This window comes from Micromonospora sp. NPDC049049, assembly GCF_040649115.1.
GTDB lineage: Bacteria > Actinomycetota > Actinomycetes > Mycobacteriales > Micromonosporaceae > Micromonospora.
In genome coordinates this window covers 98,258-118,460 of record NZ_JBEZEX010000002.1, presented here as the reverse complement: position 1 = coordinate 118,460, position 20,203 = coordinate 98,258, and the positions used below count along the sequence as shown (strand labels likewise).

Annotated in this window: 22 protein-coding genes and 1 tRNA gene; 11 read left to right on the top strand and 12 right to left on the bottom strand. The window is 69.2% G+C overall.

Going from position 1 to position 20,203, the window contains the following annotated elements:
• Positions 1 to 4 precede the first annotated feature (4 nt).
• Positions 5 to 754, top strand: coding sequence for a ZIP family zinc transporter (locus AB0B68_RS02935; protein WP_357201013.1), 750 nt, complete (start codon positions 5 to 7; stop codon positions 752 to 754).
• A gap of 82 nt (positions 755 to 836) precedes the next feature.
• Entirely contained in the window at positions 837 to 2,021 is a 1,185-nt protein-coding gene (locus AB0B68_RS02930) for a hypothetical protein (protein ID WP_357257751.1), read from the top strand.
• Positions 2,022 to 2,151: 130 nt separating this feature from the next.
• Here AB0B68_RS02930 and AB0B68_RS02925 read toward each other — a convergent pair whose 3' ends face one another.
• From AB0B68_RS02925 to AB0B68_RS02910, 4 genes are all read right to left on the bottom strand, one after another.
• Entirely contained in the window at positions 2,152 to 3,234 is a 1,083-nt protein-coding gene (locus AB0B68_RS02925; RefSeq protein WP_357257596.1) for an NAD-dependent epimerase/dehydratase family protein, read from the bottom strand.
• Positions 3,235 to 3,369: 135 nt separating this feature from the next.
• Positions 3,370 to 3,672: a hypothetical protein gene (locus AB0B68_RS02920; protein ID WP_124861128.1), complete on the bottom strand. Its 303-nt coding sequence runs from the start codon at positions 3,670 to 3,672 to the stop codon at positions 3,370 to 3,372.
• Positions 3,673 to 3,780: 108 nt separating this feature from the next.
• Entirely contained in the window at positions 3,781 to 4,830 is a 1,050-nt protein-coding gene (locus AB0B68_RS02915; RefSeq protein WP_357257594.1) for a GlsB/YeaQ/YmgE family stress response membrane protein, read from the bottom strand.
• Positions 4,827 to 5,237 (bottom strand): helix-turn-helix transcriptional regulator, encoded by a 411-nt coding sequence (locus AB0B68_RS02910; RefSeq protein WP_357201003.1) that lies wholly within the window; start codon positions 5,235 to 5,237, stop codon positions 4,827 to 4,829. Before AB0B68_RS02910 ends, AB0B68_RS02915 begins: the two co-directional genes overlap by 4 nt.
• 204 nt (positions 5,238 to 5,441) lie before the next feature.
• Between AB0B68_RS02910 and AB0B68_RS02905 the strand changes: the two genes are divergently transcribed.
• Positions 5,442 to 5,516 (top strand) — tRNA-Lys (locus AB0B68_RS02905).
• A 122-nt stretch (positions 5,517 to 5,638) separates the two neighbouring features.
• Here the strand turns inward: AB0B68_RS02905 and AB0B68_RS02900 are convergent.
• From AB0B68_RS02900 to AB0B68_RS02890, 3 genes are all read right to left on the bottom strand, one after another.
• Complete coding sequence (locus AB0B68_RS02900) at positions 5,639 to 6,016, bottom strand: carboxymuconolactone decarboxylase family protein (protein ID WP_088986731.1); 378 nt, start codon at positions 6,014 to 6,016, stop codon at positions 5,639 to 5,641.
• Positions 6,017 to 6,176: 160 nt separating this feature from the next.
• A complete protein-coding gene (locus tag AB0B68_RS02895; RefSeq protein WP_357200999.1) occupies positions 6,177 to 6,695 on the bottom strand; it encodes an SMI1/KNR4 family protein in 519 nt (172 codons plus the stop codon).
• 5 nt (positions 6,696 to 6,700) lie between these two features.
• A complete protein-coding gene (locus AB0B68_RS02890; protein WP_357257592.1) occupies positions 6,701 to 7,426 on the bottom strand; it encodes a DUF4839 domain-containing protein in 726 nt (241 codons plus the stop codon).
• 224 nt (positions 7,427 to 7,650) lie between these two features.
• On the opposite strand from AB0B68_RS02890, the gene AB0B68_RS02885 reads away from it, so the two are divergent.
• The 4 genes from AB0B68_RS02885 to AB0B68_RS02870 all read left to right on the top strand — a co-directional run bounded on the left by AB0B68_RS02885 (position 7,651) and on the right by AB0B68_RS02870 (position 13,175).
• Complete coding sequence (locus AB0B68_RS02885) at positions 7,651 to 8,358, top strand: hypothetical protein (RefSeq protein WP_357257590.1); 708 nt, start codon at positions 7,651 to 7,653, stop codon at positions 8,356 to 8,358.
• Between the two features lie 144 nt (positions 8,359 to 8,502).
• Entirely contained in the window at positions 8,503 to 9,273 is a 771-nt protein-coding gene (locus tag AB0B68_RS02880; protein ID WP_357200990.1) for an IclR family transcriptional regulator, read from the top strand.
• 438 nt (positions 9,274 to 9,711) lie between these two features.
• Positions 9,712 to 11,142 carry an extracellular solute-binding protein gene (locus AB0B68_RS02875; protein WP_357200987.1) on the top strand — a complete coding sequence of 477 codons (1,431 nt, stop codon included), beginning with the start codon at positions 9,712 to 9,714 and terminating at the stop codon, positions 11,140 to 11,142.
• A gap of 125 nt (positions 11,143 to 11,267) precedes the next feature.
• On the top strand, positions 11,268 to 13,175 hold the full coding sequence (locus AB0B68_RS02870; protein WP_357200983.1) for an ABC transporter permease subunit: 1,908 nt from the start codon (positions 11,268 to 11,270) through the stop codon (positions 13,173 to 13,175).
• Between the two features lie 79 nt (positions 13,176 to 13,254).
• On the opposite strand, the gene AB0B68_RS02865 is transcribed toward AB0B68_RS02870, so the two are convergent.
• Both AB0B68_RS02865 and AB0B68_RS02860 read right to left on the bottom strand, forming a co-directional pair.
• A complete protein-coding gene (locus tag AB0B68_RS02865) occupies positions 13,255 to 13,851 on the bottom strand; it encodes a GNAT family N-acetyltransferase (protein WP_357203805.1) in 597 nt (198 codons plus the stop codon).
• Between the two features lie 110 nt (positions 13,852 to 13,961).
• Entirely contained in the window at positions 13,962 to 14,573 is a 612-nt protein-coding gene (locus tag AB0B68_RS02860) for a dihydrofolate reductase family protein (protein ID WP_357257588.1), read from the bottom strand.
• A gap of 137 nt (positions 14,574 to 14,710) precedes the next feature.
• Here AB0B68_RS02860 and AB0B68_RS02855 point away from each other — a divergent pair, with 137 nt between their 5' ends.
• Positions 14,711 to 15,592, top strand: coding sequence for a LysR family transcriptional regulator (locus tag AB0B68_RS02855; protein WP_357203809.1), 882 nt, complete (start codon positions 14,711 to 14,713; stop codon positions 15,590 to 15,592).
• Positions 15,593 to 15,655: 63 nt separating this feature from the next.
• Here AB0B68_RS02855 and AB0B68_RS02850 read toward each other — a convergent pair whose 3' ends face one another.
• Positions 15,656 to 16,300: a TetR/AcrR family transcriptional regulator gene (locus tag AB0B68_RS02850; protein ID WP_357203811.1), complete on the bottom strand. Its 645-nt coding sequence runs from the start codon at positions 16,298 to 16,300 to the stop codon at positions 15,656 to 15,658.
• A gap of 56 nt (positions 16,301 to 16,356) precedes the next feature.
• Between AB0B68_RS02850 and AB0B68_RS02845 the strand changes: the two genes are divergently transcribed.
• The 3 genes from AB0B68_RS02845 to AB0B68_RS02835 are packed head-to-tail and all read left to right on the top strand — an operon-like array spanning position 16,357 to position 17,932.
• Positions 16,357 to 16,650: a hypothetical protein gene (locus AB0B68_RS02845; RefSeq protein ID WP_112624669.1), complete on the top strand. Its 294-nt coding sequence runs from the start codon at positions 16,357 to 16,359 to the stop codon at positions 16,648 to 16,650.
• Positions 16,650 to 17,552: a methyltransferase domain-containing protein gene (locus AB0B68_RS02840; protein WP_357203813.1), complete on the top strand. Its 903-nt coding sequence runs from the start codon at positions 16,650 to 16,652 to the stop codon at positions 17,550 to 17,552. Before AB0B68_RS02845 ends, AB0B68_RS02840 begins: the two co-directional genes overlap by 1 nt.
• On the top strand, positions 17,549 to 17,932 hold the full coding sequence (locus AB0B68_RS02835) for a hypothetical protein (RefSeq protein ID WP_357203815.1): 384 nt from the start codon (positions 17,549 to 17,551) through the stop codon (positions 17,930 to 17,932). The genes AB0B68_RS02840 and AB0B68_RS02835 overlap by 4 nt, the downstream gene beginning before the upstream one ends.
• 42 nt (positions 17,933 to 17,974) lie before the next feature.
• Here AB0B68_RS02835 and AB0B68_RS02830 read toward each other — a convergent pair whose 3' ends face one another.
• Both AB0B68_RS02830 and AB0B68_RS02825 read right to left on the bottom strand, forming a co-directional pair.
• The gene (locus tag AB0B68_RS02830) at positions 17,975 to 18,871 is read right to left on the bottom strand and encodes a helix-turn-helix domain-containing GNAT family N-acetyltransferase (RefSeq protein ID WP_357203817.1); all 897 of its coding nucleotides are present in this window, start codon (positions 18,869 to 18,871) and stop codon (positions 17,975 to 17,977) included.
• Between the two features lie 27 nt (positions 18,872 to 18,898).
• Complete coding sequence (locus AB0B68_RS02825) at positions 18,899 to 20,059, bottom strand: low temperature requirement protein A (RefSeq protein WP_357203819.1); 1,161 nt, start codon at positions 20,057 to 20,059, stop codon at positions 18,899 to 18,901.
• Positions 20,060 to 20,203: the final 144 nt, after the last annotated feature.

Sequence of the window (20,203 nt, the reverse complement as noted above, 5' to 3'; positions counted from 1 at the left end):
GCGAATGCCGGAGTGGTTACAGGCGGGTGGATGGGGGTTGCTGGCCGGGTCGGCTCTGCTGGTCGGGGCGGCGGTCGGCTGGTTCGCCCGGGTGCCGCAGCGCCTCATCGCGTCGATCATGGCGTTCGGCGCGGGAGTGCTGCTCTCCGCCGTGTCGTTCGAGTTGATCGCCGAGGCGCACGCGCAGGGCGGGCTCCTGCCCACCGCTCTCGGCGCTGCCGCCGGCGCGGTGGTCTACACAGTGGCCAACCTGGCTCTCGCCCGGCACGGCGCTCGGCACCGGAAGCGGTCCGGCGACCAGCAACCCTCCGAGAGCGAGCAGCCTGGTTCCGGCTCGGCGCTGGCCGTCGGCGCGCTGCTCGACGGCGTACCGGAATCGGTCGTGATCGGCGCCAGCCTGCTCGGCGGCGGCGCGGTCAGCCTGGTCACGGTGGCGGCGGTGTTCCTCAGCAACGTCCCGGAAGGGCTGTCCAGCGCCGCCGGCATGCGCCAGGCCGGCCGCACCCGACGGTACGTGTTCCTGCTCTGGACCGGGATCGCGCTGATCAGTGGCGTCGCCGCGCTGGTCGGCAACACGCTGCTGGGGGGCGCGCCGCCGGAGGTGATGGCCGCCATCACCGCGTTGGCCGCCGGCGCGATCCTCGCCATGATCACCGACACCATGGTCCCGGAGGCGTTCGAGAACGCGCACCTGCTGGTCGGTCTGATCACCGTCGCCGGCTTCCTGACCGCCTTCGCCCTCTCCCACACCTGATGACGGCGTCTTAGCGGTGCATTAAACCGGCCCGGCGGATTCGTCGCGACGCCGTAGCGGCTCCTAGCATCACGGGGTGCGCATGACGTCGCTTGCCGCTCTCCTCGTCCTCGGTGTCGCCACCGCGACCCTGCCCGCCTGCGCGCCCAACGACCCGGCCCCCACCTTCGAGGCCGGCTCGACCGCCTCGCCGACGGCCCTGCCCACCGGCGGTCAGGGTGAGACGCCGGGGGCTCGCGACGGCCTCGGCGGCCCGGGGGTCAGCGCCAGCCCGAAGCCCGCCAGCAAGGTGCTCGCCGCCGGCAACCCGAACGGCAGGGCCACCGTGCCGGCCGAGGCGCGAGCGGTGGACACCTCGAAGCCGACCCGGAGAATCGGCACTGGCACCCCGGCGAGTTGCACCTCCGCGGCGGTGGTGAAGGCCGTCGCGGCCGGCGGAGTCATCACGTTCAACTGTGGACCGGCCCCGGTGACGATCAAGATGGCCGCCACCGCCAAGGTCCGCAACGCCAACGGGCCGAAGATCGTGCTGGACGGCGGCGGCACCGTCACGCTGAGCGGCCAGGGGCAGCGCCGCATCCTCTACATGAACACCTGCGACGAGGCCCAGGGCTTCACCACCTCGCACTGCCAGAACCAGGATCACCCGCAGCTCACCGTGCAGAACCTCACCTTCGCCGACGGCAACTCCACAGGCGAGAAGGCCGAGGGCGGCGGCGGTGGGGCGATCTTCGTACGCGGCGGCCGGCTGAAGGTGATCAACTCGCGCTTCGTCCGCAACCGCTGCGACCGCACCGGCCCCGACCTGGGTGGCGCGGCCGTCCGGGTGCTGAGCCAGTACGAGAACAAGCCGGTGTACGTGGTGGGCAGCACCTTCGACGGCGGCTCCTGCTCCAACGGTGGGGCGCTGAGCAGCATCGGTGTGTCGTGGGTGGTGCTGAACAGCCTGCTCAGGAACAACGAGGCAATCGGCAGCGGCGCCAACCCGGCCAAGTCCGGTACGCCCGGCGGCGGCAGCGGCGGCGCGATCTACTGCGACGGCAACGAGTTCACCGTACGGATCGCCGGCACGATCATCGAGAACAACACTGCCAACGAGGGCGGCGGCGCGGTCTTCTTCGTGAGCAACAACCGCACCGGCACGATGAGGGTCGAAAACTCGACCCTGCGGCGCAACCCCAGCGCCACGTTCGAGACCCGTGGCTTCCCCGGCATCTTCTTCCTGGGCGCCCGCAACCCCACCCTCACCAACTCCAACCTCTCCTAACCCAACCCCGCCCCTGCCCTCGTGGCCCCGGCGCCGGTGATCAAGAGGTTTCGGTCATCGGAGCGGCGTTCTCTGACCGAAAGCTCTTGATCAACGAGCTGAGGGGCGGAGCAGGCGGGGTGGGGTGGGGTCAGTAGGGGTTTCCTTCGCCTGGGGGGCGGGCGTGGAGGAGGGCAGCGGGGCGGCCGGGCAGGTTCGGTGCGCCGGACATCGGCGGGCTCGGCGTGTGGTCGCCGTCGGCCATTCCGGCGAAGAGTTCCTTGAGCGCCGTCAGCGCGCTGATCTTCGGCTGCCAGCCCAGCTCGGTCTCCGCGCGCTCGCTGGACATCAGCGGGGCGTTCAGACCCAGCTCCACCCAGCCCGCGTCGACCGGTTGCAGCCGCGCCCGCCAGGTCAGCGCCGCCGCCGCCCGCAGCACCGGCGCGGCGACCGGCACCGTCCAACCATGGAAGTGCCGGGCCACCAGCTCCGGGGTGAGCACCGGGTCCGCGGCGACGTTGAAGGCTCCGCGCGCATCACCCAACACCGCCCGGGTGTACGCGTCAGCCACGTCATCGGCGTGCACCGCCTGCATCCGCAACCGGCGGTTCGCCGGCACCAGCGGGATCCGGCCGAAGCGCAGCAGCCGCACCGGCGCCAACGGGCCGAGGAAGTAACGCGTGATCTCGGCACCGGCGGCCCGCTGGAAGATCAACCCGGGGCGCATCCGTACCACCCGCAGCTTCGGGTGATCCCGTTCGAGCCCGTCCAGCAGCGCCTCCACCTCCGCCTTGTGCTCGCTGTACGACGAACCGGGCACACCGGTGGCCGGCCAGCGCTCACTGATCGGGTGGTCCTTCGGGCCGGGCGCGTAGGTGCCGACCGACGAGGCGTACACCAGGGCTGGCACGCCGGCCTGGACCACCGCGTTGATCACCGCCCGGCTGCCCTCGACGTTGGTCCGGCGCAGCACCCGCTGGTCGTGGCTGGGCTGGATCTGCCAGGCCAGGTGCACCACCGCGTCCGCACCCGCGAACACCTCGGCGAGCTGCCCGGCCGCGCCCGGCGCGCCGATGTCGCAGGAGTGCCACTCCACCTGGTCGTACGGCTCGCCGGCATCCGGGCCGGGCAACCGTCGAACGACACCGGCCAGCTCAACGCCCCGCTCCCGGCGCAGCCGCCGCAGCAGCGCCGTACCGACGTTGCCGCTCGCCCCCACCACCACGATCCGCATGCCCGACCCCGTACCCGCCCAGCAGCAGCTCAACCACCCACCAGCGCGGTGACCCGCCGCTTGATCCACTCGACTTCCTGAAAGTCGCGGCATCCGCGCGCCCAGGACACCCCGACTACCGGGATCCCGAGTCGATCAAGGGCGAGGAGACTCCCGTACCCAGCCGTGCTTTTCCTTGCCCCGCCTACCGGCGGTGGCGGCCAGGCAGCGTGGGCAGATCCAGCCCACGGCGTCCGCCTCGGTGAGCACGTCGGTACCCGAGTAGTCGAAGCGCACATGCGGGAAGCGACGCAGACGGGTCCGGCTCAACGCCAGGCCGCAGACCGTCTGGTTCTGGCCGGGCAACCAGGCGTGCACCTCGCCACCCGGCTGGCGTACGCCATCGCGCCCGACCTCCTCCCCGGAGGCCGCCACGGCCGGCAGTCGGCTCGATCCCATGCGGGTCCTGGTTCCCCACCGGCCGCCACCCATGCGCCACCGTGCGGACCACTCCAGATCACCGACCCCACACCTCGGACCCCGCCCACCCGGAGGTCCTGCCCGAAGTCAGGCCCGTGCCGTCGCGGTCGAGCGGTGTCCGCAGGTCGGGCAGGCGTCGTCGAGCACTCGCCGACGTACGGTCTGGTGTCGTGCGGCCTGGCCGGCGAGGGCCGCTGCCAGCAGCGCCGCGCCGACAAGAAGGATCGACCCGGTCGTGGTGGCGTAGGCCGCCGAGGTCGGTCCACCTCCCTGGCTGCCCCAGATCCCTTGGCTGAGCTGGTTGGCGCCGAACAGGGCGGCCGGGGTGGCGAGCAGCACTGTCGCCCAGAGGCCGGCGTCGTCCGCTCGCAGGGCGCGACCGAGGCCGACGAGCAGGACCAGCGCGAACATCAACCCCCCGACCATCGCCAACAGTTCGGGGATCGAGCCGTACGAGGTGAACATGTTCCCGCCGTGCTCGGCGGCGCTGAATGCCACCGATGCGACAGTCACACAACCGGCAGTGAGCGGCGGCAGGCCACGCGCCACCCAGCCGGGATGGGAGGGCAGCGCAAGCGTGGCCAGGCCGAGCGCGACGGCGGGAACCAGCACGAACAGCGGTGGCCCCGGCTGCCCGGTGACGGCGGCCACGGGCGGCACGACGACGGTCAGCAGGAGACCGCCGGCCGCGACAGAGCGGGCCCAGGCCCCTGGCAGCGCCGTGGCGGTGACGGCGACGAGCAGCCAGCCCAGCCAGATCACGGCCCCGAGGGTCTGGAACGGGCCGACCGGATCCAGCCCGGCGAAGCGGGGATCTTCGAACTCGACCTGCAGGAGCAGGAAGACGGAGACCGCGACCAGGGTGTTCAGCGCGGCGGTCGCGGCCAGCGGGAGAGCCGCAACCAGCCCGAGAGCGCCGTACCCGCGCAGTCGCTCCCGGAGCCCGGCCCCGAGCAGGTCGACGGCGTCGTGTGGGGATGGCCAGCGCCGCCCCGGATCCACGGTGTCGAGGTACGTCCCGACGATCTCGTCGCCCCGCTCAGCCCGGTAGCTACGCGGGTAGGCCCACAGCAGCCGCCGGTAGCGGGACTCCAGCGGCGACCCGGCCTGATCCTTTGCGGCGTTGGGCTGGTTCATGCCGGGCCTCCGGTCGGTCGAAGGATGGGACGGGCGACCGTCAGGGGGCCGCGTGAGGTGCCGCCGGCGGCGCGGGTGCCCGCAGGTCGAGCACGTAACCGCTGCGTGGCGGCCTCGACGTTGCGGCGCAGTCGTTCGGTCTCGGCGGTGAGCACGGACCGGCCAACCTCGGTGAGCCGGTAGTAGCGGCGCAGCCGACCCTCGACGACCTCCTCGCGGTCCCGCTCGACCAGCCCCTCGTCGGCGAGGCGGTCGAGTGCGCCGTAGAGGGTGCCGGGCCGCAGCGCCAACCGCCCACCGGAGAGGGCCGCGACGTCGCTGGTGATGCCGTAGCCGTGCATGGGTTCCCGTGCGAGCGCGGTGAGGATCAGGAAGGTGGGTTCCCGCAGCGGCGTGGGTGTGGGCATGACGTCAATATATCGGTGATGAAGCTATACCGGCGACAAAGCGGTGTGGAAGTTTGGCGGAGACGTCAGGCCGGTGCGCAAGCGGGTCGCTGAGCCCTGCACCGTAGACGGAGGTCCTGTGGCGCGGGCGTAGACCGGCATCGCTCCGCCGGACCGGGGGCGGACATCAGCCGGGCCGCAGACGGTCGGGTAACCTGAGCGCGCGGGCCGCTAGCTCAATGGCAGAGCTGTGGACTTTTAATCCATAGGTTCAGGGTTCGAGTCCCTGGCGGCCCACCATTCACCGACTCTGAGCTGCGACAACTCCGACCGGAGATCATCGGGCACAGCCAGGGCACAACTCAGGCGTGACGAGTTAGGCGGCTAGTTCCTCTGCGGCAGACGGGATGGTGGCAGCGTCGTCAGCGGTGCTCGCCGAAGACCGCCGCGGCCACCTGGTAGCTGTCGAACGCCCGGGCCGCCCCGGCGTACGCCTCTAGGTGGATGAAGAGCTCGACGATCTCCTCCTTGGTCACGCCGGACGTCAGCGCGATGCGCAACTGCCCCCGCAGCGGCTCGTGGGTGCCCAGCGCCGCCGCGACGGCCACCGAGATCAGGCAGCGGCTCCGCAGGTCCAGGCCCGGTCGCGGCCACGAGTCGCCGAAGGTGTGCTCGGTCGCCAGCCGCCGGAAGTCCTGACCGACCGCGGGTTCCCCGTCGGCCAGCGGCAGGGTCAACGGTTGGCCGAGGAGGCGCTCCGCGGTGTCGAGGGCCTGCTGGTATCGGGGATCGTCAGGCATGCGTTGCCACCTCCACACGTGTCAGCCGATTGACTGCCGTTCGGTTCCAGCGTCGCGCCTACCCCGGCGTTCGGTCGGCCGTTCCGGGAAACCGGTGGTCGGCATAGCATCGGATGCGGTGGAGCGCCTGCCCAATCTTGTCGAGCACCCCTCACGCCAACTACCGGCACAGTGAGCCGATCAGCTCATCAAAGCCGGGGAACTCTTCCCGCGCTGCGGTAATGACGTCATCCGCCGACCTGCGACGCGACGGTGCCCAGCGTTGGGCGATCTCCGTGAGGCGGGCATTTGTACGAGGCTCGTGTTCGTGATCGGGATAGGCCGTCGCTTCCCACGGGCCGAAACCGTCGGCGATGAGCCACAGGTAGTCCCACAGGGTTTGCGCCACGACCCCCGTTTCGCCCTCCGAACCGAGAAACACCACCGGCTGCTGCTCGATCGGCTCACCGTGACGCACCAGCCAGAACGCGGCGAGGCCTCCGGTGCCGTCCTGCCCGAAGACCCGGAACTCGGAACCGTCCAGCTCCGCGTTTCCGGTCCACGCCCTCCACCACTCGGCAATCTCGCCCGAGTCGAGGAAGTGCGGGTACGGCTCGAAGTCGACGCCGACGCCGTCCCTGTAGTCGAAGCCGACTTCATGAGCTTCGGACAAAGGAGTCGGCAGGGTACGGCTGTCCATCTTGACTACCGGGCTTCCGTGGAGACCGGGTCGAGGAAGAAGAGGCACTGGGCGGGGTTGAACTCACCTACCTCGGCGACGAAGCGGAACTTGTCGCCTACGCCGACGGTGGCGGGGATCTTCTTGCCGGTCAGCTTCAGGTCGAGGATGTTGACGTCCTCGTACTTGAAGGCCGGGCCGACCGTCGTGTTCGGTCCCATGTCGCCTGGGCCCAGGAGGAAGTCGTAGCGGGTGTCGTAGTCACCGTGGGGCGCCATGTTCACGATCGAGCCGTTGAACGCGACCGTCTTGCCCTCGTACCTGGTCGCGAAGGCCAGATTCGCGTCGTCGCAATCGTCCGCCTTCAGCAGCGCGGCGAACTCCGGATTGTTCTGCGGCGTGATTACCTCAGTGGCAGCCGACTCGACAGCGGTCGGAGCCGGCGTAGCAGATGGTTTCTCACCCACCGCAGCCGTCGATTTTTCCGACCCGTCCTTCTTTTCGTCTCCGCCACTGAGTGCCGAGGCGGTGCCGATGACGATGGCCAGGATCACGAGGACGGCGGCTGCCGCGCCGATCAGGAGCCACGGCTGTGGCTTTTTCGGCCGACGGAAGTTGACTGTGGAGCGGAGCGTGCCTGGAACCTGTTGCACGAGCTCCCAGCCATCGTTCTGCATCTTCGAGATGACCCAGCCGTCGGTGCCGCGAACTGGCCGTACCGTCTTGTACTCGTACTTGATCTCGTCGGCCATGCGGCTCCGCGCCCCCTGAGTGGACTGCTCACACCAACTGCCTGGCGCAGCATAGGGGACAGGCACAACTGACACCGGCCGTGTGTAACGTCAGTTTGATCGACAGCGCCGCGGTGGGCCACATTCGCTGCCCGACGGCTGAAGTCGCGCTGGTAGCCTGACGCCTTTCGGCGAGAGGCGGAATCTGTCCGGTGCACAGGATTCTGCTGCGTGGATTGGTCGCGGTGGCGACCGTCTCCGTGGTGGCCGCCTGCGGTTCTCCGGCGGCTCCCGCACCGGATCAATCCGCGCAGGCAAGGAAGCAGGCGACAGTCACGGAGTCGCCTTCCCCAACAGTTCCGGCGACCGGCGGGCCCGGGTACTCCGCCGCGCTGTCCGCACGCCTGGTGACCCCGGAGTCGCTACCGCCCGGCTTCAGCGTGGAGATCGCGACCACCATGGCACTCGATGCTGGCGATCGACGTCCAGACGTCGGCGCAGCGTGTTCGCGCAGCATGATCCCGCTGCTGTCGGCGAGGCGGCTGACCGGAACTCCGTCAGCGATAGCCGCAGCCACCCTCAGCTTCGACGCGGGTCCCGATGACCTGTGGGTGGGAACGGAGGTCCTCAGGACCTACACCGACGACGGTGCACGGCGAGCGATGGCGGACCTGCGGACGTTCATCGGCAGTTGCCCGACCGTTGTGCTGCCCGACCAGGGCGGCAGTTATCGCTTCGCGGTCGCGGCCGGGCCGCAGTTGGGCGATGACAGCCTTCACGTCACCAACGCCACGACATCGGGTCCTGAAACCCTGGGGTGGGACGTCATCCTCGTCCGGACCGGCACCACCTTGGTGGTGGTTCAGGCGGAGGGCAACAAGCCCGGGGGCGCCGAACACCTCACCCGGGTGACCGAGGCCGCGCTTCACAGATTCCAGACGACCGGGTCCTGAACGCCCCGGAATCCGGGCGCGTTGCAGGGGATCAACGACGAGGTTGGCACCTGGCGCGGCGGGCTGACGTAGATATCCTCTTCAGGTGCTGGCTCGTGTGGAGATCGTTGACACGGGTCCGGCACTGCGAAGGGACTATCGAACATGCCCCGTGTGGTACCGGCGGTCATCCGCGCACTCGACGTCCTGGAACTGTTTCTGGACTGCCCTCAACTGTCGGCCCGCCAGGTGATGGAGCGACTCGATCTGCCCCGCACGACCGTCCACGAGTTGCTCGTGACGCTTGAGGCTCGCGCGTACCTGATCTCGATACCGGGTCAGCCCGTGCAGTATCGGCTCGGCATGCCGCTGTTCCAGTTGGGCGCGGCGTTCGCGGGCCGGCTTGATCTGGTACGCGAGGCGCAGGGCGTCGCGCGGGACGTGGCCGCCGCGTGCGATGAGGCGGTTCATGTGGCGGTGCTCGACGGCGCCGATGTCATCTACCTCGTCAAGTTCGACAGCACCCACCCGGTTCGGATGGTTTCCGGGGTCGGGCTGCGGCTGCCCGCGCACTGCACGGCAGTGGGCAAGGTGCTGCTGTCGGCCCTCGATGAGGCGGACCTGGATGCCGTCCTGCTGAAGGACCCTCTGCCGGGCATGACGCCGGACAGCATCACCGCTCCGGATCTTCTTCGTGAGCATCTGGACCGGGTCCGGGTGGAGGGCGTCGCTGTCGATATCGGTGAGTCGGACACTGCGATGCGCTGCGTCGCCGCGGGGATCCGGGACCACACCGGAGCCATCATCGCTGGGATGAGCCTGTCCGCGCCGATCATCCGTTGGACGCCTCAGGTGCAGGTGGAATGGACCGGGCTGGTTCGCGAGGGGGCGGCCGCGTTGTCGGCTCGCATGGGCTACCGCGCGCAGCCTCGATAGGCCGCCTCCCGCTTTCGGTTCGAAACAACATCGAAACATTGACATCGCTCTTCGCACTGTTCTAGCGTCGCGACCACTCGATCCGGTATATCGAACCTAGTTCGAAATCTCGAACGGCGGTGGTCCCGTGGCTCGACCGAACTGGAACGTCAGCGCTACTGCCTCGGCCCGGTCGCCGATCGCCTCGACCCCGTCGCGCCATCCGACGAGCGGCACCCGACATGTCTCGGGTGGCTCCGACGAAGCGCGCGGCAGTGGCCGTCCCACTGTGACGGGCGGGCCCGCTCACCACCATGGCGGTCCACCGACGCACTGATCTCGACGGGCGGCCCTCGGTGGTCGCCGGCAGAAACCAACTGGAACACAACCGTCGCGGTGTCCGCCAGCTGTGCCTTCGGCGTGCAGCCGTGCGCGGGGAGATGAAGGAGGCGAGTGTCCATGGAGGACAAGTCGGGGTGGTCACGGCGCGGCTTTCTGGGGATGGGGGTTGGGGTGCTCGGCGCGGCCGGTCTGGCCGCGTGCGGTGGCGACTCCGATCCGCCCAGCAAGGTGCAGCCGGAGGTTCCGCAGGAGCTCATCGACGCCGCGGCGGCGATGAAGGGCTCCTCGATGGGCATGCTGTCGCAGAAGTTGTATTCGACGGCGGCGAACGAAGCCCTCGACAGCTCGATCAAGAAGTTCGCCGACACCACCGGCACGAAGATCGAGAACAGTCTGGTCCAGGCCGACGCCGGTGACGTGGTGGCCAAGATCGACGCCGAGGTCAAGGGCGGGGTGGCCCGTGACCTGGCGTTCATGACCGACTCGCGGTTCGTCGCCCAGTTCCAGGCGCTGGGCGACCTGGAGGACGTGACGGACGTCGTCAACGCGCTGACCGCCAAGTACGGCGAGCCCTGCGCCGAGGCCAAGAACTTCTGCGTCTTCGACGGCAAGTGGTTCGCCATCCCGTACCACTTCATCGGCATCGGGTCGTTCCTGCGCAAGGACTGGATGCAGGACAAGGGCATCACCCCCAAGGACATCTACAGCTGGGAGGAGCTGCGGGACCTGTGCCTGGAGATTTCCGATCCGGCCAAGCGCCGGTTCGGCTGGGGCATGACGGTGAACCGGTCCGGTGACGGCAACGGCATGATCGAGGCGCTGATCAACGCCTACGGCGGGTCGATCGCCGCCAACGACGGCCGGAAGGTCACCTTCAACTCCCCGGAGACCGTGCAGGCGGTGACCTTCCTCGGCGACATCTACACCAACCCGAAGTACAAGCCGATGTTGCCACCGGGGATCGCGAGCTGGACCGACACCAGCAACAACGAGAACTGGCTCGCCGGCATCCTCGGCTACACCCGCAACCAGTTCAGCGTGTACGCGGACTCCAGGACCAAGAAGAACCCGGTGCACGCGAACACCCACGTGTTCTCCGACTGCATCGGGCCGGCGACCGACAATCCGCTGCTGCTCGGCCAGTCGCAGGGCTTCGTCGTCTTCAAGGGTGCCAAGAACCCGGCGCTCGCCAAGCTCCTGGCGCAGTACCTGGTCAGCGCGCCCGCGCTGCTCGGGGTGGCGAAGGAGGCGCCCGGCCTGGTGATGCCCGCCTGGGAGAAGGTCTGGGACGCCGACCCGTTCTTCACCAGTGGCGACCCGGCGTTCCCCATGCTGCGCAGAATCACTGAATTGAAGCTGCCGCTGAACACGAAGAACGGCCTGACCTTCCCGCAGAAGGCCAGCGCGGGCCAGCAGGCGGTGGGGTCGGCGTACGTCCTCACCGACATGATGCAGCAGGTCGTGCAGGGCACCGCGCCGGCGCAGGCCGTGTCGGCCGCCCACGCGAAGATGGTGCAGATCTTCAACCAGCAGGGGCTGCCGCAGTGAGGTCTGTCCGTCCTGCCCGGGTCCCGGCGGCGAGAAAATCCTCGCCGTCGGGGCCCGGCTCCCTCACCGCTGTCCAGCGGCGGCTGGGTCGCGACTGGCGACTGGCGGCCCTGTTCCTGGCACCGATGGCGGTGCTGGTCGGTGGGCTCGTCCTCGTGCCGATCGCCCGGTCGATAATCACCAGCACCACGGAACGGCACGGGCAGGACACCGTCTTCGTCGGCCTGGACAACTACCTCGCGCTCGTCGGCGACGACCAGTTCCACACCGGCGTGGTGAACTCGTTCGTATTCACCGCGTACGCCGAGATTTTCAAGGTTGTGCTGGGGTTGGCCGCCGCCCTGCTGCTGCACCATCGCCGACGTGGGCGGGCCGTGCTGGCCGGGCTGCTCCTGGTGCCGTGGGTGGTGCCGACGGTGGTGACGGCGTTCAGCTGGCGTGCGCTGCTCGACCCGATCTTCGGCAGCGTCAACACGCTGCTCACCGCCACCGGGATCGGGCCCCTCCTGGCCAGCGCGCACCTTGTCGACAGCTGGCCCGCGGGCTGGCTGTCCGACCCGTCGCTGGCCATGCCGTCGGTGATCCTCGTCAATGTCTGGAAGGGGGTGCCGTTCTTCACCGTGTGTTTCCTCGCGGGGTTGAAGGCCATCCCGGCGGACCTCTACGAGGCGGCGACCATCGACGGCGCCTCGGCGTGGCAGCGGTTCAGAAGCGTGACGCTGCCCGGACTGCGCCACGTGATCACCGTGACGGTGACCCTGTCGTCGATCTGGACGTTCAACAACTTCGACCTCGTCTGGTTGCTGACGCAGGGCGGCCCGGGCGACGTGACGGCGCCGTACGTGCTCATCGCCTACTCGAAGGCCATCCTGCAGCTGCAGTACGGCGCGGGCGCGGCGGTCACGCTCGTCATGCTGCCGATCATCGGCGGGCTGGTGTTCGTCCTGGTCCGGTTGTTGCGCCAGGACACCAACATCAAACTGCCCCGGCGACGCCGCACAGCGCTGCGGATCGGGGCACAGCGGTGGGCCGGGACGGCGCGGCGGGCGCTGCCGTGGGTCGTCACCGCACTGGTCACCGGTCTGCTGCTCTGGGCATCACCGCAGATCTTCTGGAAGGCGGCGGTGGTCCTCGGTGTGATCCTGCTGATCGCGGCGGGGGTCGGCCGGGTGGTCTCGACCCTCCAGTCCCGAGGTGGTCGCCGTTCGTCGACAGCGGTCTCGGGTGTGGGTTCCTGGGCCGCGCTGGCTGGCTTGCTCTTCTTCGTGCTGGGCCCGCTGTACTGGATCTTCGTCACGGCCTTCAAGTCCGAGGGTCAGGTCGTCATGCGTACCGACGACCTGTGGCCGACGCCGTGGACGCTTGAGCAGTTCGGTGCCCTGTTCGACAACCAACCGTTCGGCCGCTGGTATCTCAACACCCTGCTGGTGTCCGCGGCGTCGACCGCTGTGGCACTGGTTTGCGCCGCCCTGGCGGGCTACGCGCTGGCCCGGCTGCGGTTCCGCGGGGCGCAGGGCTTCACCGTCACGGTGCTGCTCACCTACGTGATGCCGGGCGCGCTGCTGTTCATCCCGCTGTACCAGATGCTCATCGGTGCCCGGCTCACCGACTCGTTGTGGTCCCTGGTGGTGACGTACCCGACCTTCACGCTGCCGTTCGCCACCTGGCTGCTGGTGGGGTACTTCTCGTCGATCCCCATCGAGTTGGAGGAGGCCGCCCTCGTCGACGGTTGCAGCCGCATCCAGGCGTTCGGCCGGGTGGTGCTGCCGCTGGCCAAGCCAGGGCTGCTGGCGGTCGCGCTCTTCACCCTGACCAACGCCTGGAACGAGTTCCTCTTCGCCTTCGTGTTCATCACGAAGGACGAGTACAAGACGCTCCCGGTGGGGATGCAATCCATGATCGCCGGAGACGTCGTGCCGCAGGGACAACTCGCCGCGGCGTCGCTGCTGGTCAGCATCCCCGTGGTGATCATGTACGCCCTGGGGCAGCGCTTCCTGACCGAAGGGCTCACCGCGGGCGCGGTGAAGGGGTGAGCCGACGGGCCGCTGGTGCCGTCGCGCACCAGCGGCCCGACAACGGACCGTCCCCCCGACGGCTCCGGCGAGCGTCGGGTCAACCAGCGACTCGGACCGCTTCCACGTCTGCCGCGATCATCGAGAAGACGGCCATGTCATGTGCCTTCTCGCCATCCCAGTCGGCCATTCGCAGGGTGCCCTCCCGCTGGTATCCGGCCCTCTCCGCGACCAGCAGAGAAGCGATGTTGTCGAGCCGGGCGCGCAACTGGATACGGCGCAACCCACAATCGGTGAGCGCCCATCGGCCGACCTCACGGGCGGCCGTGGTCGCATAGCCTCGGCCGCGACGACTGGCCCGCACCCCGTAGCCGATTTCGCCACGTCCCGCCCTCCAGTCGATGTCCCGCAACCCGATGCTGCCAACGATCTCGCCTTCGGCCGTGTCCACGATCGCCAGCCGCACCCCGTCGCCGGCCAGCCGCTGGCGCGATATCCCGGTCAGCCACTCGTCCACGTCGGCGGCGGTTTGCGGTGAGCCTGGCGGCAGTCCGGTCCGATCATCGGCGGCCACGAACGCCGCCAGCTGGGTGGCGTCCTGCGGGCCGAACTCACGGATCTCCAGACCACCCGAGATGATCTTCACTGGTGCGAACATGGTGCGGAGCGTAGAGCCAAGCCCCGAGTCGTCGCGCACCTTTACCTCGCCGCGGAGAGCAGGAACGGGTGCCGGGATGCGTGGCCGCCGCTCACGTCCAGGTCATGTTGATGGCCAGGGCGAGGACGTTGGTCATGGGTGCGGTGCCCTCACGCGGTCTCGGTTCCGGTCTGTGCGCGGGCGTAGGTGAGGAAGAGCGCGCCACTGTCCAGAACTGTGTGGTCGGTCAGGCGCCAGGTGCGAGGTGCGAAGACGGCGTCACGGCCGAAGAGCGGGATGCCGGCACCAATGGTCAACGGGGCAAGCTTGATGATCAGCTGGTCGATCTCGGGGTAGAGGGCACCGGCCAGCGTGCCGCCGCCGATCACCCAGACGTCCTTGCCGTCGTGCCGCTTCAGCTCCCGTACCGTTGCGATCGGGTCTTGGCCGATGACCTCGACGGCCGGGTCGGGGCTGCTGCCCAGCGTCCGGGAGAACACCAGGTGGCGCAGGTGCGGGTACGCGTCGGTCACACCGGCCTTCAGGCCCACCTCGTAGGAGTTGCGCCCTTCCATTACGGTGTCGAACCGGCTGCCCTGATCGGTGATGCCGAACGCCTGCCGGGCCGGACCGGGGAGGGTCTCCGGGTACTCCGCGACGAGGTGGCGCAGGTAGTCGTCCGGAATGGGCCAGAACCCGCCGGGGCCGGTCGGGTCGGCGCCGTCGGGGCCGGCGATGAAGCCGTCCAGGGTGGCGGCGATGTAATACACGAGCTTGCGCACGACGATCTCCTCGTTCAGGCTGCCGGTCGCTGTTCGGCGACGACGTCCATCAGCCTGCCCGGCAAGACACCGGGCTACAAGATCACAACTGGTAACGTGCCATAACCCTTCGCTAATAGGTGGATCGGGAACGGCACATGGAACTCCGCGATATCGAGATCTTTCTGACCCTGGCGGAGGAACTGCACTTCACCCGCACCGCCGAGCGGTTGCACGTGACCCAGGCGCGGGTCAGCCAGGCGATCAAGAAGCAGGAACGTCGGATCGGTGCCGCGCTGTTCGAGCGGAACAACCGGCAGGTGGCACTCACACCGATCGGCAAACGGCTCTTCGACGACATCGAGCCCATGTACCGGGGACTGCACGAGGGCATGGACCGGGCCAGGCTCGCCGCACGCGGCAAGACCGGGGTGCTGCGGGTCGGGTCGATCGCCGTCAACCTCCATGACTTCCGCGAGTTGTTCGACGGGTTCGCGAAGGAGCACCCTGAGTGTGAGGTGCAGCTCCGGCATGTCGACTTCAGCGATCCCTTCGGTCGGCTGCGCGCAGGCGACATCGACGTGCAGATCCTGTGGCTGCCCGTGAGGGAACCGGACCTCACCGTCGGCCCGGTGATCTACACCGAGCCCATCGTGCTGGCCGTAGGGGCGACGCACCGGCTGGCCGGCCGGACATCGGTCTCCTACGAGGATCTGGCGGACGAGACGGTCATGGGCGGGGCCCGGCCGGACTACTGGCGGGAGATCCTGGTGCCCGTACGCACACCCAGCGGACGGTTGATCCCGATCGGCCCGTCGGTCTCCAACTTCCAGGAGATGATCCCCATCCTCGTCACGGGCGAAGCCGTCTCGCCGGTGCAGGCCCAGGCCGCGCGCTACTACGCAAGGCCGGACATCGCCTACGTGCCCATCCACGACGCTCCTCCAGCCCGGTGGGCGCTGATCTGGCGTACCGGCAGCGAGACGGAACTCATCCGCTCCTTCGCCAGCAACGCGCGGGGTCTTCACCCCGTCGAATAGCCCGCCGCGTCGGCGGGCCAAGGGGCCACAGCTTCGGCAGCACGCCATGACCGGCGCTCTCCGCTATTCGGCGCCGGCGATGATCGCGCCGCTGACCGTGTCCACATACCACCGCTGGTACTGCTCGATCGCCCAACCGCGTTGCCGGACGAGCCAGTCGAAGTTGCGAACGTCCTGGGCCAACCAGAGGATGTCGGCCACCTGATCGACGCTCAGGTCGGGGCGTACGCCTCCCGTGCCGACTAGTTCGGCGGCGAACATGGCCATGCCGCGACGGCGGTCGTCGACGTTCTTGCGCCAGATCTCGGCGGCGTCCGGATCGGCCGTGGCCGCGCCGGCCAGCGCGAGCATCACCTGGGCCTGCCGGGCGTTGACCTCGGCAAGGTGACGTGCGTAGCGGGCGAGCTTGGCCTGGGGGTCGGTGAGGGCGCGGATCTCGGCGACGAAGGGCCGGTCCGGCAGGGCCACCGGTTCGTCGTCGCCGGCCAGGGTGACGTCGACCAGCTGGGAGAGCAGTTGCCGCTTGCTGCCGAACACCGCGTACAGGGTCTGGACCGCGACGCCGGCTTCCACGGCGACAGCGGTCAGCGGTGTGGCCGCGTAGCCCGGGTCGACGAACAGCCGGCCAGCCGCTTCGAGGATCGCTCGCCGGGTCTGTCGGGCCTGCTCCTGTCGGCGGGAAGAGTCATAACGTCTCTTGACAACCACCTCTCCAGTGTAGTGCTCTATTGGATAGAGTCTAACTCTATCGAGAGGTGGCGGCCATGCCGTTCGGTGTGTTGCAGGAGATGCCCGGCGTCAGCGAGGCGGAGTACCGGCAGGTGGAACGACACCTCGGACCGGACCGACCGCCGGGTCTTCTCGCGCATGTCGCCGGGCCGACGGAGGACGGCTGGCGGATCATCAACATCTGGCAGGACGAGGCGGCATTCCGCCGGTTCCAGTCCGAACGGCTGGTCCGGGCTGCTGGCTTGGCGGCACAGGAGGACGGCTTCGACCCGACGAAGGCGGCTCACTTCCGCTCGATGAGCGTCGACGGCGCCGAGATGCCGTTCTGATGGCCGACACCGCCAGCCTGCGGGCTCGCGGCGCCGCTTTCTGGGCGGGCGCGGCAGCTGGCTGGATTCGCCACGCCGATCGGCAGGACGAGACCGGTCGGCCGTTGGGCGCGGCTGCCATGGATCGACTGGCCGCACGACCCGCCGAGCGAATCCTCGATGTGGGCTGCGGCTGCGGCGGCACCACGGCCGAGATCGCCGTCGCAGTCGGCGAGACCGGCGCGGCGATCGGTGTCGACATCGACGAGGCGATGGTGACCGCCGCTCGACGCCGATTTCCCACCGACGGGTACCCAGGCATCCAATTTCACGTGGCCGACATCGACACTCTCGATGTCGTGCCTGGTGCCCCGTTCGACGCGGCGTTCTCACGAATGGCCCTGATGCTTTTGGCGGACCCGGTTGCCGGCTGCCGCACGATCCGGCGATCACTGCGCCCGGGAGGGCGCCTCGCCGCGACCGTCTTCCGCGACAGTGGTGCCAACCCGTGGCTGTCCGCGGCGATGCTCGGCGCCGCACCGCATCTCGGGCCGTTACCACCACTCCCGGTCGGTGACGAGCCCGGTCCGTTCGCGTTGGCCGACCCGGCGCGGCTCACCCGGATCCTCACCGCCGCCGGCTTCACCGCCATCACGATCACACCGTGCGATGTCGCCCTGGAACCTCCAGACGACGCCGACGCGGTGGCCGAATGGCTCATCGAGGTCGGCCCGGCCGGTGCCGCCTACCGGGCGGCTCCGCCGGCTGGTCAGGCCTCGGCCCGGGCGGGGGTCGCCCGGCTGCTCGACCGGTTCCGTGAGCCCGGCGTCGGCTACCGGCTGCCCACCGGCCTCTGGCTCGTCGCCGCGAACGCCGCCGGAACCCCTACCCACCGCGAACCCCGTGAGGACAAGATCCAATGAGTACGTTCCGACCGCTCGCACCAGCAATCTGCCTCGTGCTCGCCCTGACGGCGTGCACCGAGGCCGACGCGCCCGAGCCCACTGCGGTGCAAGACACGACAGGACCGACCAGCGCGGCCGGATCCGCTCCGGCCGACGGCTCTCCGGTGTCGGCGAAGGACGTGTGCGCCTACCTGGACGGCCAGGTGCCGACGCTCAAGGTAATCGGGTCCGAGACGGGCGCGATGGCGAACCTCACAGTGAACCTCTATTCCTGGTACGAGAAACAGGGCCCGGTGCCCAACGGCCGTGACATCGACAATCAGACCCGCAAGGAATGCCCAGCGACCCGGACCGAGGTGCTGAAACTCGCCGGCATGGAGAGCTTCGAGCGGCTGTAGCCGCCGCGAACGCGACGCCCGATCACCGGACGACCGCGGCCGTCAGTGCCCCAGCTGCTTTTCGAACCAGTGGTGGGCGTACGGCTCGGTGTTGTACGCCTCGACCTCCCGGTAACCGGTCGTCCGGTACAGGGCGATGGCCTCGGTGAGGTTGCGGTTGGTGTCCAGCCGGACCGCTGTCGCCCCGCGCTCGGCGGCGTACCGTTCCAGCTCGCCCAGCAGTCGCCGCCCGACGCCGAGCCCGCGTACCGTGTCGGCCACCCAGACGCGTTTGATCTCGGCGGGCGCGTCGGGGTGGAGTTTGACCGCGCCGCAGCCGATCGGTGCGCTGTTGAGCGTGGCGAGCAGAAGCACCCCGTTGGGCGGGACGAGCGCTTCGTCGGGGAGCGGTTTGCTCAGTGCGGGGTCGAACCCGTCGTCGAATCGTCGTGCGATGTCGCGGGCGTAGGCCCGCAGGCACGCACGGGCTCGCGGGTCGCTCGGTGGGCACGGCTCGATGACGACCATCGAGCCCATGAGCAGCCGTTCGACCTCAGCCATGGCGGTGACGAGTCGTTCGCGGCGGTGTTCGCTGAGCGGTTCGAGGATCGAGGCGGCGAGTTCGTCCGACCGCTGGTCGAGGTCGGCCCACCGGGTTCGGCCGGCGTCGGTGAGCGTGGCGACCCGTACCCGTCCGTCGCCACCGGCCTGGTCCGCCGGTCCAACGGTGATGAGGCCGCCGTGCTCCAAAGTGCGCAGGAGTCGACTGAGATATCCGGAGTCCAGGCCGAGCCGGGCCCGTAGCGTGGCGACCTCGGCGCCGGCGGGGCCGATCTCCCAGAGCAGCCGAGCCTGCCCGAGAGGGCGCCCCTGGGCCATGTACTCGTCGTCGAGCGCGCCCACTCGTTGGGTGACCGTCCGGTTGAAGCGCCGTACGGCGGCGATGAGAGCCGAGTCCATATACCTGACTTTAGTCAGGATTCTTGGCTACGCGTCAGCTCGGTGTCGGTACGAGCCGATCCCGGCGTGGTCCAGGACGACCACCGCGAGCGCTACCCCGGTGGCGACCGCGCTGACTGCCAGCAGCGGCATCCGCAGAACAACCGCCGCGCCGGCCAGCACGAACAGGGCGGCGACCCGGGGCCAGGAGAGTCGCCGGTGGATCGCCGCCGAGAAGAGGATCCGCCCGAGGAGGAACAGCATCGGGCCGCTCAGGATGAACAGGACCGTTGTGATGTCACCAGTTCGCAGAGGGTGCGCGATGCTCAGCTCGGCGCCGACGGAGGTGACCACCAGCCCGGCGATCATCACCAGGTGCAGATATCCGGTGATGACGCCGAGACTGGCCGGATCGGCACGCTCGATGGCGGGGCCGAGGCGCTGACCGGCGGGCGTGACATAGAGCAGACCGATCAGCACGGCGGTGGCGAAGACCAACAGGAACGCGACAGTCTGCGGGAAGTGGAGATCGGTGTCGGCGTACGAGAGGCCGGCGACCAGGACGAGTTCGCCGAGCGCAATGATCATGATCTGCTGGTACCGCTCGGCGAAGTGCTCGCCAGCCAGGTGCAACTCCTGCCGCCCGGTCCGGCCCATCCCCGGCGTGGGCCAGCGAAGCCGCGGGCCGGTGAGGTCGATGGCGAGGGCGAGCAGCCAGAGCGGCACCCGCCACTGCGGCAGAAACCCACCGACCAACCACGGTACGGCGGAGACGCTGAACCAGCAGAGGATGCGCAGCGTTCGAATCTGTCGCGGATGACCGCGCAACCCGACGGCGGTGACAACGCCCCGGGCGATGTGCACCGAGACGTACGCCCCGGCGAAGAGCAGGCCCCGCCCGTCCAGCGCCTGCGGGATCGCCACCCCGGCCAGCAGGCTGCCCAGCGCGGCACTCACCAGCAACCACCGCACCGCCGGACTCTCCGGGTCGTACCAGTCGGCGAACCAGGTGGTGGGCACCCAGATCCACCAGACGCCCGTCAACAGCAGGGCGGTACGCAGCGCGCCGGCCAGGCTGAGGTCGTGCAGCAGGTGGGCGGCCAACTGACTGAGGGCGAGCACGAACGCCAGGTCGAAGAACAGCTCCAGGAACGAGGCGCTCAGCGGCGAGTTGCCGCCCCGCAGCAACCGCTCGGGTCTGCTCGCCATCGGCGCTCCTCCCGCCGACGCACGCCCTGCGTCCGTCGTACCACCCGAGGCCGGCCACCGGAGGCGAAAGCGGTCAGCGGCGGAGCGACGACCCACCGCCCCCTCGTGTCGTTGATCCGGCTGCGCCCATGGTCACCGCTGGCC